Raw genomic sequence first — 14,201 nt, 5'->3', positions numbered from 1 at the left:
ATTATTTTACAAGAACTAATCTGCTTGTCAAAGTATTACCGTCAACATTTAATCTTGCAAAGTATAATCCGCTTGATAAATTCTCTCCGATGAAATTAATTCCATATTTACCTGCATTTTTAAATCCATTATCAATTTCTTTAAGTTCGTTACCTAATGCATCATAAATTTTTAATGAAATAAAGTTAGCTCTCTTTAATTCATAAACAATTTTTGTAGTTGGATTGAACGGATTAGGGTAATTTTGGTATAAATGATAATCATCGGTAACAGATAATGAGTTATTTGAAACAGAAGTAGGATAGTCATGGTAATATAATCCTGCGCCAGTTCCCGATACTCCGGCAAATAGTCTTGAACCGGTGCTAAGTATCGGAGTAACACTTCCTGTCAGATTATAATTAGTAAAAGTAGCTCCGTCATTTGTTGAGGAAAATACTCCTCCGTTACCTCCGACAAAAATCCATCCGGGTAATATTCCTATTGCAACACTTCGCATTGCTCCCGTCGCATTTCCCTGAGTTGTCCAGTTCAATCCCTGGTTAGTAGATTTATCCACATTATAGGGAGACGTAGTTGTAACCTGATATATTGTGCCGTCGGATTTCTGTACAAAATTATATCCGTTCTTGCCGGGATTTAAGTTCGGACCGAAGGTTGCGCCCGCATCTGTTGAACGGTAAAATCCTATCCCTTGTCCGCCCGCAGATGTAACACCTACGTAAACAATATTCTGATTACTTCTATCGACCAAAACCGGTAAGCAGTTGTAACCGGTTAATGCAGTATCGAAAGAAACACCTCCGTTAGTGCTTCTGAAAAATCCTGTCGCAGTTGTTACATAGATATTACCAGCTTTGCTGCAAGTCACTCCTTGAGGATTTTTTCCCATGAAAAGGGAAGTCGGCATTACAGTAAAATTCAGTCCGCCGTTAGTTGATTTTAAGAGACCGTTAGAAAAATTTGCAACGTACATGTTGCCCGGAGTGCCAAGAGTATCGAATCCGAATCCCCACATTGTCTGTCCTGTCCCTATGAAAATAGTATCCCATGTATTTCCCTGATTGCTAGATTTCCAGATTCTTGAATTTGAAGATGTTAGTCCTCCGGCATAGAGATTACCGAATCTATCCTGGGCTAAGCTCCAAACACTTCTTCCGTCTAACTTTAATGTCCAGTTTTGAGAAAAAGCATTTGTAAAAAATAATACAAAGAAAATTAGAAATAATTTCTTCATAATTTTATTTTTTAAAGTTTAAATAAATATCTAAGGCTGAATAGAAATGCATTCGGTCGTTTTATATTCTGCACATCGACTGAATATTCGTTCGAGTGAACCGGAAGTTTATAAGAGAACTCTGCCATTATTGAAGAGAGGAAAATTGTCTGCAAACCCAGATATGTATCCATTCGGAAACCTCCTGAGTTTGACAGCTGTTCACCTTTATATTTATTCTTGAAAAAATAATATGCCTTATTTTCCATATAAAGATTTATATTCACATCGTTATATCCCGAGTATTCACCCGGGAAAACAAGATAGCCGAATGCAAGGGTCCAGTCGAAATAGTTACCAAACTTAAAATCATTTTCCGGAATATTTATGTTCCATCCCATCTCGCCCGTTGCTGCAAACTTATGAATGAGTAGTGTTGTGATTAAATCGTTTCTGTAGGTAAGATTATCCGAACTGTGAAAATCAATAACCGGAATTGTTACCTGAAATGCATTTGAGTTTGAATTGCTGTAATCGATAAATGTCACTGTATGTCCGGGATGAAGTTCGTATGTAACTGTTCCGTTTCCGTTCTCAACCTTGGTGGGATTAAGAGGAATATTTATTCCGGTCTGCCATGCTGCGCGCAAGTGATAATTTTTTTTATCGTTCTGATAAAATCTGTACCGTGTTGCGATATCGTAGTTTCCGAGTAATTTGTAGTTGCTGTTTGTAGTGTAGTAAAGTGAATTGTAAACTGTCAGGTTACCAAGCAGCCCGTAGTTGAGTTCAAGACTATTATGAAAATACTGAAAGTTATCATAGCCCATGAAATTGTTTCTCAGTTCAACTCTGCCCTTTGCAAGATTCGCCGCAGGATGAGACATAATATAAAGCTCCTGCGAATATGCTGTTGAAACTAAGAGAAGTAATAAAAACGTTAATATCTTTTTCATGGTTTTAATTTACAGTAAATGAGTTTGAAAAAAAATAAACTTTGAAATATTCCCTCCCCTTACTAAGAGGAGGGTCAGGGAGGGGTTAAAGGAAATATAAAATTAAAATTGCTCCTTAATTTTGACCTCCCCCTATCCCCCTCCTAAGCAAGGAGGGGGAAGAATTGCTGATGGGAATTCTTATAACTCATAATTCAAACTACTTCCTGTATAAATTATGGCACTGCAATTTGTTCTGCAAAATTATAAATTAGATGTTTACCAATTTTAGATGGCAAAAAGATTAACTACCAAAAATAATTCTAAGGCTGTAAAAAATAACGATAAAGTTCCCGATAATTTACCTAATCCGAAGAAGTTTATAATTATAAGAGGAAATAAGGTTAACAATCTTAAGAATGTTGATATCGATATTCCTAAATATGAACTTGTTGTTGTTACGGGAGTGAGCGGTTCAGGAAAAACTTCGCTCGTGTTCGATACAATTTATGCAGAAGGGCAGAGAAGATATGTTGAAAGCTTATCATCCTATGCAAGGCAGTTTCTTGAAAGAATGAATAAGCCTGATGTTGATTACATATCCGGACTTGCGCCTTCGATGGCAATTGAACAGAGAACGGGAGCGAAGACTGCGCGCTCAACTGTCGGCACATCGACTGAAGTGTACGATTATCTCAGATTGTTATTTGCACGTGTGGGTAAAATTTATTCACCAGTTAGCGGAAGAATTGTATATAAAGATACAACTGATTCTATTATTAAAGAAGTTTCAGGAATTGTAGGAGAAAAAAATTCTACAAGGATTTATGTTTACTATGAGATTCATATTACGAAGGATATTGACACAAATCTTTTAATTGACTCGCTGAAGTCGAAAGGATATTTTAAAATCCTTGAAGACGGCGAGAGTTTCGACCTGAATGAAATGGATACGAAGCAAATCAATAAGGCATTCAAGAAAGATAAGACAGTAAAAATATTAATAGACAGATTCAGATTTACGGAAGGGGATGTGGAATCAATCTCGCGTCTGAATGATTCCATCGAAACGTCATTCAGAGAAAGTGAAGGATATGTTGTGATAAGAATTTATCATGAAGATGATTTTGATGATTATCCGTTCAACAGATTTTTAGAGAAGGACGGCATGAGATTTATTGAGCCTGAGCCGAGATTGTTTTCGTTTAACAATCCTTACGGAGCATGTGAGAAATGTCAGGGATTTTCAAGAACGATGGATATAGATATGGACCTCGTGATTCCCAATAAGAAGCTTACAATTTTCGGCGGAGCAATTGCGCCATTCTCAACTCCAAAACATTCGTTTAATCTTACTCAGTTGCTGAGAGTCGCGAACAAAGCGGGACTTGATACACATAAACCTTTCTATCTTTTAACTGAGGAAGAAAAAGATATAGTGTTTAAAGGGTACGGTGACTACGTCGGCATATATAAGTTTTTTAAGACGATTGAAAAAGAGGCGGCGTATAAAATTCATTACAGAATTTTATTAAATCGCTACAGGAATTTTACTATTTGTAATACATGCGGCGGCTCGCGACTGAGACCGGAAGCGCTATATGTGAAAGTAGGCGGTAAAACGATTTTCGATATTGTAAAAATGAAGATAAGCGATGCCTATAAATTTTTCAGAGATCTGCAGCTTGATGAATACGATAAAAAAATCTCCGAAAGAATTATGGAGGAGATTACTTCACGATTAAAATATTTAAACGATGTCGGCTTAACTTATCTTACGTTGGACAGATTGTCGAATACGCTTTCAGGCGGAGAATCGCAAAGAATAAACCTTTCAACTTCACTTGGCTCTTCATTAGTCGGTTCTATTTATGTTCTTGACGAACCTTCTATAGGACTTCATCCGAGAGATAACGAGAAGCTTATTAATATAATGAAGTCGCTGCGCGATATAGGCAATACTGTTCTGGTAGTTGAGCATGATTCCGATATGATGAGAGAAGCTGACTGTATCGTTGATGTCGGTCCATTGGCAGGAGAAAACGGCGGTGAGATAATTTTCATTGGAGATTATGAGAAGATTCTGAAAGATAAAAATTCTCTTACCGGGAAATATTTATCCGGAAGAATGAAGATAAACGCTCCGATGCACAGAAAACAGGTTAACAAAGAAACAAAGTTTATTGATATAAGAGGCGCGCGTGAAAATAATCTGAAAGATGTGAACGCTGCTATTCCGTTAAATATGTTTACTGTTATTACCGGAGTGAGCGGCTCAGGAAAATCTACTTTGATAAACGATATTTTATACGGCGGACTGAAGAAAAAACTTGAGGGCAGCTATAATGAAAAAATAGGCGACCATGACCATCTGTACGGCTCCGAAAACATAGATGCAGTTGAGCTGGTTGACCAGTCAGCTATAGGAAAGACATCACGAAGCAATCCTGTTACATATATAAAAGCATTTGATGTTATTAGAGAGACATTTGCGAAGACAATTACAGCGGAGAGAAAAAATCTTTCGGCGGGATATTTTTCGTTCAATGTGCCGGGCGGAAGATGTGAAACGTGTGAAGGTACAGGGCAGATAAAAATTGAAATGCAGTTCATGGCAGATATAGTGCTTGAGTGTGAAGTCTGCCGCGGAAAAAGATATAAGCAGGAAGCTCTTGATATTTATTTAAAGGGAAACGGAAACGTTCAGAAGAATATAAGTGAAGTCCTTGAGATGACTGTGAACGAAGCTATCGGATTTTTTAAACCATACCCGAAAGTTTCAAAGAAATTAAAAGTGCTTGATGATGTTGGTTTAGGTTATTTACGACTAGGTCAATCAGGCGCAACGCTTTCAGGCGGGGAGTCGCAGAGAGTGAAGCTTGCATACAATCTTACCTTCCAGGAAAAAGGAGTTAACACTTTATTTATATTTGACGAGCCTACGACGGGATTACACTTCCATGATGTTGCAAAGTTATTGAAGGCATTTGATGAGCTTATTAAGAAGGGAAATTCAGTTGTGGTAATTGAGCATAACCTTGATGTAATAAAATGCGCAGATTATATAATTGATTTAGGACCGGAATCAGGTGACGAGGGCGGAGAAGTTGTTGCAATGGGAACGCCGGAAGAAGTTGTAAAAGTTGCGAGAAGTTATACAGGGAAGTTTTTGAAAAAGATGTTGTAGATTGTTGTATTTAAATTGAAGTCCAGATATTCTAATTCCCAACGTCCTCGTTGGGAATGTTATATTAATATAGCTTCCCAATCCGCCGCGGCGGATTGGGAAGCAGGAAAGGCGTGGTTACTAAATTCAACCCCTTTCAGTGCCCTCAGGGCAAATAATGGGTTTGGCTAAAGCCAAATACTTTAATTCTTACATTTTGTCCACGACTTAAAAGTCGTGGCAATTTTTTCATCTATGAACCGCTCTCCCGAAATGGGTAACAAAAATTTTATTTCTCTTTCACAAAGTCCAAACAAATCGAATTCATACAATACCTCAATCCTGTCGGGGCGGGACCGTCATCGAATACGTGACCTAAGTGGCTGCCGCATCTTGCGCAGACTACTTCATCTCTTTCCATTCCGTGAGTATTATCTTTTATCCATAGAACGTTTGTTTCGTTAATTGGCTGCCAGAAGCTCGGCCATCCTGTTCCTGAATCAAATTTTGTATCAGAGGTGAAGAGCTCAAGTCCGCAGGCAGAACATTTGTAAATTCCTTTCTCGTGGTTATCCCAGTACTTGCCAGTGTATGCGCGTTCAGTTCCTTTTTCCCGCATTACTTCGTACTGGTCAGGAGTCATCTGTGCCTTCCATTCTTCATTGGATTTTCTAAGCTTCTCGCCTTTGTATTCCGTGCTGTCGGAAATATTTTTAGATGCAGTATTATTGGAAACTTTTACGGAAGATTTTACTGAGCATCCGTATAGAACAATTAAAGATAAAATTGTTATTGAAAATATTTTTATTAACTTCATGGTTTTTTGTTAAGGATTAATTTTGTAAAAAATATAACAATGAAACAGGTTAAATGATTTCTAAATACAATACGAAAGTTTTTTGCGGGTAGATTTGTCACCGAAAAAGGAATTTTTAGTGAAAACGGATTTTAATATTTTGTATCATCTCAAATTAATCAAATAAATGGAAAATTTAAAAGACTGGCTGAAAGGCCTGCATACTACTATTGATGCAATGGACCCGGAGGGTTTTGCAAGTTACATTAAAGAAGACGGCGCTTTCCGCTTTGGAAATATGGAACCTGTTATCGGAAGAAAAGCTATCGAAGATGCCGTAAGATATTTCTGGACAACTATCAAAGGCTCGCAGCATAAAATTGTTAACGCATGGCAGAATGATGATTATATAACATGGCAGGGAGAAGTATTATATACCAGATTAGATGAAAAACAGGTTACTGTAAAATTTGTAAACATTTTCCGAATGGAAGGCGATAAGATTGCCGAGTACTTAATATATATAGATAACACTCCGGTCTACGCGTAGAATTTTTCTCATAATTATTTTAATAAGCCGTTTTGATTTTATTTGTCAGAACGGCTTTTTTGTTTTGTAACCGCCCTTTCAGCTGGGGAAGGGGAAGAGTCTCGTACAATATAATTAGGATTCAATTTTACGAGACCCCTAGCCTACCCCGGGGAAGTTATATTTTATTAAACCCGTAATTATTTTTTGATACCGCCCCCTCAGTCCCCCTCCTTCTAAAGGAGGGGGAAGCTTGGGTTAGTTAAAGTCTATTTTAATAAACCGTAACTATTTTTTGATACCGCCCCCTCAGTCCCTCCCGCCTATGGTGGGACAACGCTAAAGCTTGGCACAGCAAGCTCTCCTTCTAAAGAAGGGGGAAGCTTGGGTAAAAAATTAATTTCGATACTTATTTAATCTAGGAGATTCCCCCCTCCTGCGAAGGAGGGGGAAGGGGGAGGTCTCTTACAATATAGCAGTTAGTACAAATAATAATTCTCCCCTTGAGGGGTGTATCCCGATTTATCGGGAGGAGAGGTGTTTTAACGAACACCTCCGTCAGCCACCTCCGAATTTCGTTTTGATACCGCCCCCTCAGTCCCTCCCGCCTATGGCGGGACAAGCTCTCCTTCTAAAGGAGGGGGGAAGTGTTATCATACTTCATACTTCATACTTCATACTTCATACTTCATACTTCAATATTTCTGTCAACACATTTCTAAAAAACTTTCCCTATTAGTACTAATAAGTTCAACTCACTCCAATAAAAATTATTTTCTTGTTAAATTCTATCCTTTATAATCAAAGCATTATGCTTGATTAAAATTTAAACAGAAAGGAAATACTATTATGCATAACATGCAGGTGAAAATGTTATTTGTAAAACTGAAAGCAGAAGGTATGCCGATGTACAAAATTGCTAAAGCAATAGGGGTGCACAGAACTACTTTAACTCTGTGGCATAAAGAGCTTGCCGAGTTTATTCTGATAGCACGGCAGGATCATGTAGATGAACTGCTTTATGAAAATAATAATACAAGGCTCAGCCGTATAGAGTTTATTTCCCGCCATATAAACACTCTATATGAAATGCTGGACAACCCCTGGCAGTTAAAAAAAACAGGGATGAAATATGATGAAGTACTGACTATAATTACAAAATATACAAAGCTGCTGCATATGGAGTATAATGAGAAACCGCTTCAGCGGCTTATAAAAAATGCTGACAGAGAAAAAATGAATAACGAAAATTCTGAGATAAAAGAGGCGCCGGTATGGATTACGGATATGGAGGCATTCAGGGAAGTGCAGCCAGAAGAGAATAATCCCGAAGAAATCGAGATAGATTATGAAGAACCTGATGAATTAGATATCTACGAAAAGATGGAAGGAGCGCGGGATATATCAGAGGAAGACCCTGAGATTCAGAAAATATTTAAAAGAACACGAACAAGAACTTTGGTTGGCGAAAAAAGGGAAGCATATCTGAAAGAGGCTGAGGAATATTACAAATCGATAAAAGGGGAAGAAAAAGGTAAACGGGAATAGTGAGCCGCAGAAAATCCGTCAAAAATCCGTCATTTCAAAATATATTTCTGAGTAAAATGAGGATAATGCGTATTGATTGATACTTAACCTCAATATCGTCTAAAATAACTAATTTTAAAAAGAAATTTAGTGAAAGGACTGCATGGAATTCTAAAAAAATACGTCTAAATAATTAAGGGAATCAAAAGCGAAAAAAATTTTACTTGAAATTTAAAATTTCATTCGTAATATTGTTGTCGAATAGCGACGGCAATATTAAATGAATTTAGTAATATCAAAATTAGAAAGTTTAAACTTCAAAGAATACGAAGCAAAGATATTGCTTGAGCTAATCAAAGCAGGTGTTCTTTCTGCATCGGAGCTTGCGGAAAAAACCAAAGTGAAGCGCAGCACTGTGTATGATGCATTGAAAAAATTTACTGCTAAAGGATATTGCAACGAAATTGAAACAAATTCTATTACTCAGTTTCAGATTATTCCGCCTGATATAATCGGAAATAAAATTGAAAAGGAACTTATAAAAGCCCATAAGGAATCTATCAGCGCAATCACAGATGTAACCAATGAATTACTGAAAGTTTATAAAAGCACTGAGTCAGATGAAAGTAAATTAGTTAATGTTGAGTTAATAAGAGGGCATAATAAATACAGATGGCTGAAGTTTATTGAACTATTTAAACTTGCAAAGTCCGAAGTTCTTTTTATGGTAAGACTTGAACATGCCGTATCGGATGATTTAGATGATAATGCAAAGAGCTTTCTGAAAAGAGGCGGTGTGATAAAATCAGTATATGAAATTGGCGAGCAGTACAGGATTCAAAAAGAGGGTGTTTCATCCAAAGGAAATCTTAGTCAGGTATTAGATAACATTGAAAAATTTGAAAGCTATGGTGAGCAGGCAAAAGTTTCCGAGCTTCAGTTATCTAACATAACTGTAATAGACAGGGAAATTGTTTACATGAATATTTTGGATAAAGATATTCCGCGTCATAACAATTCTGATATAATCATAAAGAACAAAGATAGTGCAAAAAATTTTATAGACCTTTTTAATTTTTATTGGGATAATTCTCATACAATTTCAGAGTACAAAAAGTTAAAACATAAATGAAAAAACTAACAATTATAAATCCGGTTATATTTGTTATGGCGTTTCTCATGATATTAAGCTTTATAAAGATTAATACAGTAAATGCTCAGGAAGACAGATGGTGCGGCGGCAACGGCGGCCACAAAGACGATGATAATATGCTGGTAGGGAGAATAACATATTCCAATATTGCAGGACGTGATACGAATGCTACACATGGAAATGTAAAATTGTTTAAAGTGAATCCTCCAAGCTCTGATGTTATGGCTGTAGATTCTGCCGATGTAAATCAGAATGGTTATTATATTATTCCCGGCGTTCCTCCCGGAGCATATTACATTGTAGCTTATCCGGGAGATAAGGTAGAAGATTATATGATATCATTTTATCCATCGGGGCAATTATGGACTTCAGCAACTAAAATTGTAATTCCTCCGGGACCCGGTCAGGTGAGAACATACAATGTCCGTTCTGAACTGATGTATGAAACAACCGGCGGCACACCTGTAACAGGGGAAGCAGCGGATTCATCTAATCATAATGCCAAGCTCAGAAATGCTATTATCACGGCCAGGTCAGGAAATCAATGGAGAGGATTTGCAATTACCGATAACCAGGGAAAGTATATAATTAATTCGATTTTACCGGGCAGCTATAATATTACTGCAACAAGATTCGGATATAGAAATCATGCGCAGAATGTCAACATAACCTCTTCACCTGCAACAGTTAATTTTTATATGGGAAGAGATACTTCTTTCACAATAGCAGTATCAAATAATTCGATAATAGTTAAAGATTTTAAGTTGAATCAGAATTATCCTAATCCATTTAATCCGAGCACGGAAATATCTTTTACACTGGATAAGCCGATGGACGTAAAGCTTGATGTATATACAATTGACGGTAAATTTATAAAAGAGCTTTTAAGCGGTTATAAGCAGGCAGGTGATTACAGGATAAGTTTCAGCGGAGAGAATTTAAGCTCAGGTGTATATAATTATGTAATGGAAACGGGAACAGGTCAAAGAGAATCAAAATTAATGGTATTTACCAAATAATAAAATAATTTTCTAAACTAAAAAAAACGAAGCAAAAAAACTAAGATTCACCATTATCCTGTTATTAATAGTTTCATGATTTGAAGCCGGGGGGCTATAATTCTAAAAAGGTTGTGAAACTGTTAATAACGGATTCAATTAATTTAATAATTACATAAAACCTTTCGATATAAACTCACCTCGCAATGCAGTACAGCCGTTTTTTCTTCTCCCGGAAGGAAGGAAATCCGGCTGTTTCCTTTTATAGCGGATTTTTAAAAATTAATTGAAATTTTAGTAATTTTTGGGATTGAAAAGGTGGGGAATTTTTGCTAAATTGTAGTTTGTATCAATTTCGGTCCCATCGACTAGGGGTTAGGTCGTCACTCTTTCACAGTGAAAACACGGGTTCGAATCCCGTTGGGACCGCGTAAGTCCCTGTAATATATGATAGTTACAGGGACATTTTTTTGTTAGTATTCTGTCAGTAATTCTGTCAGTAATTTTTACAAAATTATTTCTATTTCCTACCTTATTTTATTTCATCTAAAATATTTTTAATTGAAGTTGTATTCTTCCGAATATAATATTTACTCGTTGTATTAACGGATGTATGACCTAATAAATGAGCAACAATTGAACCATCTACTCCACTACTAATTAATTTTGTAGCAAATGTTTTTCGGAACGTTTTCAAGTTAAACTCTTCATCAAGTTTAAGTGTTCTTTTCAATCTTAAAAATTTCCTTCCTAAAGTAAAAGATTTATATTCTTTAAAAATTTCTGTTTCAGGAGAAGAGTTTTTAATATTTTTAAATTCATCTCTAATAAATAATTTTAACTCTTCATATATTGGAAAATCAATTTCTCTTTGTGTTTTTGAAACACTAATTTTTAATATCCCTGATTTCAAATCAAAATCACCATACTTTAATCTTAAAATATCTCCTGGCCTTGCACCTGTCAAACTTAATAATTTTAAATACTTGAAGAATAACCTATCTTTCATTTTTGTAAAATGAAAAATACGTTCTAGTTCTACTTCATTCATAGTTACAATATTTTTAATTACAGGTTTTGGAATTAACTTTTTATTTAATGGTGACTTTTGAAGAATATTTTCTTCTACGAGATGGTTAAAAAACATCCTAAGAATTTGTAAATCTGATCGCACTGTAGTAACACTTATTTTTTCTTTCCTTTTGACTATAAAATCTGATAAATCTTGAGATGTAATATCTTTCACTTTGGTGTCAGGATTTAAAAATTCCTTTAATATTTTTAACACCGTTTGAACATTCGAAAGTCGCCCTTCAGACCAAGATACTGTATATATTTTGATAAATACTTTAATTGCATCCCCTAAAGTAATAGTATTTTCTTGGGTGTCTTTTTCAATCTTAAAATTAAGAGAATCACTTTTGCTTAAAAGAAATAATTTTGCTTCAAATTCTTTTTGAAATTCTTCCGCTAAATTCTTTTTGTTTAGGGGTATATTTGTATTTATTACTTTGTTTTTATTATTTAGCCTGTAGCTTAAGTAAAAAGTTTTACGGCCTTTTATTTTATATAATGATGCCATTTGTTAATTAAATTTTGAAAATTTTTTATGAAGATCGTCTAAAATAGCTTCAATTGAATGTTTGTCAATCTCCTTGACTTCTTTTTTTATTTCATTAATTTGATATGTAGAAATGAATTTTATATAATTATCCAAAGAGATTTGAGGAATTTTATAGCGGGAATTTATTCTGATGGCATGCAATTCCCCGTCAGTTATAAGTTTTGTAGCAGCTTTATAACCAATTTTTAAAATTTTTCTTACTTCATTTACTGAAAGTAATTTCAAATTGGACTCATTAAAATTATTTAAGCTAATACTTTCGACTAAATTCTCCATTTATATTATACCATTTAGATAAGAACTTTTTTGTTTTAATTTTAATAATTTTCATATCAAGAAGTTAACTCAGACAACTTTTTCCCTTCTAGCTTTTTTAACAACTGAATGTAGCCATGCAAAGATTCAACATAATCTTGCAAAACAAATTTTGTATTTATATCACTACCTTTTTCATTTAATCGAAGTAGTGTGTATTGTGTAATTACTTCAGCAGCAATGTAGGTAATTAACTCAAAAGTGAACCTTGCAAATCCATCTTCTTTACTGATTAATCTTTCTTGAAATAATGGATGCTGCATAAAAATTACAATCTTCCCATTCAGTAGAGTTGACCTTAAAGCTTTGCCATTTTCATCCAGAATAGGCTCAGAATCTTTATCTATCCTGATTCCTAAGCCATCGAGCTTGAATGTCTTCAAGTCAGTGCTTTCATCAGGCGCTTCATCTTGTTTAGAAAGTTTGGACTTTTCATAAATGGTGACAGTATCAGGTTTTGTTTGACCGGAGTAATATTTTTTAGATGTAGAGCTCTCATATTTGCACGAGCCTTTTAAACCAAATATATTATAAGCAAATTCATCCCTGTTTGGATTACCATTTAAGTTTTCAATGCTATTACAACTAAGTTCAATACCATCTGAATTATTATATATTGGAACATTTATTTTTATATTCTTTTTAACTTCATTTCGTCCTTGATTCGATAAGGCATTATTTTCTTCAGATTCTATAGATTTTCTTTTTCGTTTTCTTTTTTGTTTCTGAGTTAAGTCGATTAACGCATTTTCGAGAACGTTTTCTAATTTCTTAAAGTCTGAAGACGATGTAGAACTAACAGTAGAAGCAATTGCTTCCTTTATTTCAGGTTCTAACTTTAGCAGAGTATGAAACAGGGCTTTTGAATAAAGTGTCTGTTTAAAACCCGTTCTTGAAATATCCGGTTCAACGATTCTTGTTACATCAATGCTACCCCCTATATAATTGTTAGACCATACTTGAATTTTTGAATTCGATTTAAAATTTTTAATTTCTGAAACTTCTTTTATCCGCCTCCCCTTTATAGTGAACACTGGTAACCTACCTAAAGAATTCTTAGTGAAAATTCTCAAATAAATCTTTACCGGCGTTGCAGATATATCCAAAGTGCCTACAGTTGAATATCTTTTGCTTTTGATGTACTCTAATGTATGCAACGTTCTTTCGAATGTTATCCCTTCGTATGATTCGTAATCAAAGGGTGTGCATTCAAATATTTCACGTCCTTCGTCTGACTTTCGTTTTTTAAAATCAATTACTGTAATCGAAATATTTTCTCTTCTGAGTATATCTTCAAAGTGTTTTTCGATTTCACTTTTTATAGCTTTTGCTTTTAACTCCTTGAATGTTTCCTTGTGAAAATCTTCCAGTGTAATCCAAACCCCAGATGATCGTGGGTTTGATAAAGTATAATTTAACCCCGGTATTTTAGTAATTTCAACTTCGGCCCCTTCAGGACTTGAAGAGTTTAAAATTTCTGAAGTCACTTTTACCATTTCAGCATAATCATTATCAGAATGCTTGCTGTTAATTTTCATAGTGCTGCAAATAAATGGATGTGACATTACTCCGAAACCAAACTCACCATTTGAGGCATTATCACCAACTTTAGAAGAATTTCCGACAGAGCTAAAAAGTTTTTCCAAACTTCTTATACCTGTACAGTTATCTTTAATTTCTATTCTTGCATATTCATAAGAATCTCCGTCAATACTGACAGAAATCTCAATTTTTTTTGAATACGATTTAGTTTCAGGAGTAAAAAACGTTTCAGCAGCATCGATTGCATTATCTACAAATTCCAGTAAAACCCGTATCGGTTCATAAAGAGAGGATATTGATAGCAAAAGTTTAGTTGAAATAGTAACTTTAGCTTTCACTTCTCCTTTTTGATTATTGTAAAAAATCACTCTCAGAGTAACCCCAATGACCCTGAGAGTGA

At 35.1% G+C, this 14,201-nt stretch carries 11 protein-coding genes and 1 tRNA gene; 6 read left to right on the top strand and 6 right to left on the bottom strand.

What is annotated here, in order from left to right:
- Position 1: 1 nt before the first annotated feature.
- Entirely contained in the window at positions 2-1,237 is a 1,236-nt protein-coding gene (locus JST55_01995; GenBank protein MBS1492250.1) for a T9SS type A sorting domain-containing protein, read from the bottom strand.
- 11 nt (positions 1,238-1,248) lie between these two features.
- Entirely contained in the window at positions 1,249-2,172 is a 924-nt protein-coding gene (locus JST55_01990; GenBank protein ID MBS1492249.1) for a hypothetical protein, read from the bottom strand.
- A 271-nt stretch (positions 2,173-2,443) separates the two neighbouring features.
- On the opposite strand from JST55_01990, the gene uvrA reads away from it, so the two are divergent.
- Complete coding sequence (uvrA, locus tag JST55_01985) at positions 2,444-5,338, top strand: excinuclease ABC subunit UvrA (GenBank protein MBS1492248.1); 2,895 nt, start codon at positions 2,444-2,446, stop codon at positions 5,336-5,338.
- A gap of 268 nt (positions 5,339-5,606) precedes the next feature.
- Here uvrA and msrB read toward each other — a convergent pair whose 3' ends face one another.
- Entirely contained in the window at positions 5,607-6,134 is a 528-nt protein-coding gene (gene msrB / locus JST55_01980) for a peptide-methionine (R)-S-oxide reductase MsrB (protein MBS1492247.1), read from the bottom strand.
- A gap of 166 nt (positions 6,135-6,300) precedes the next feature.
- Between msrB and JST55_01975 the strand changes: the two genes are divergently transcribed.
- From JST55_01975 to JST55_01955, 5 genes are all read left to right on the top strand, one after another.
- Positions 6,301-6,663: a nuclear transport factor 2 family protein gene (locus JST55_01975; GenBank protein MBS1492246.1), complete on the top strand. Its 363-nt coding sequence runs from the start codon at positions 6,301-6,303 to the stop codon at positions 6,661-6,663.
- Positions 6,664-7,491: 828 nt separating this feature from the next.
- Positions 7,492-8,190, top strand: a complete 699-nt coding sequence (locus JST55_01970) for a helix-turn-helix domain-containing protein (GenBank protein MBS1492245.1) — start codon at positions 7,492-7,494, stop codon at positions 8,188-8,190.
- A gap of 259 nt (positions 8,191-8,449) precedes the next feature.
- Complete coding sequence (locus JST55_01965) at positions 8,450-9,301, top strand: winged helix-turn-helix transcriptional regulator (protein MBS1492244.1); 852 nt, start codon at positions 8,450-8,452, stop codon at positions 9,299-9,301.
- The gene (locus tag JST55_01960) at positions 9,298-10,341 is read left to right on the top strand and encodes a carboxypeptidase regulatory-like domain-containing protein (GenBank protein MBS1492243.1); all 1,044 of its coding nucleotides are present in this window, start codon (positions 9,298-9,300) and stop codon (positions 10,339-10,341) included. Before JST55_01965 ends, JST55_01960 begins: the two co-directional genes overlap by 4 nt.
- Before the next feature lie 336 nt (positions 10,342-10,677).
- Positions 10,678-10,749, top strand: a tRNA-Glu gene (locus JST55_01955).
- A gap of 103 nt (positions 10,750-10,852) precedes the next feature.
- Here the strand turns inward: JST55_01955 and JST55_01950 are convergent.
- The 3 genes from JST55_01950 to JST55_01940 form a co-directional block, all read right to left on the bottom strand.
- Positions 10,853-11,902, bottom strand: coding sequence for a tyrosine-type recombinase/integrase (locus JST55_01950; GenBank protein MBS1492242.1), 1,050 nt, complete (start codon positions 11,900-11,902; stop codon positions 10,853-10,855).
- A 3-nt stretch (positions 11,903-11,905) separates the two neighbouring features.
- Positions 11,906-12,169 carry a helix-turn-helix domain-containing protein gene (locus JST55_01945; GenBank protein MBS1492241.1) on the bottom strand — a complete coding sequence of 88 codons (264 nt, stop codon included), beginning with the start codon at positions 12,167-12,169 and terminating at the stop codon, positions 11,906-11,908.
- A gap of 107 nt (positions 12,170-12,276) precedes the next feature.
- Complete coding sequence (locus JST55_01940; protein MBS1492240.1) at positions 12,277-14,139, bottom strand: ATP-binding protein; 1,863 nt, start codon at positions 14,137-14,139, stop codon at positions 12,277-12,279.
- Positions 14,140-14,201 lie beyond the last annotated feature (62 nt).

This window comes from Bacteroidota bacterium (assembly GCA_018266835.1).
In the GTDB taxonomy this organism is placed as follows: domain Bacteria; phylum Bacteroidota; class Ignavibacteria; order Tepidaquicellales; family Tepidaquicellaceae; genus JAFDZO01.
This window is presented reverse-complemented; position numbering and strand designations above follow the sequence as displayed.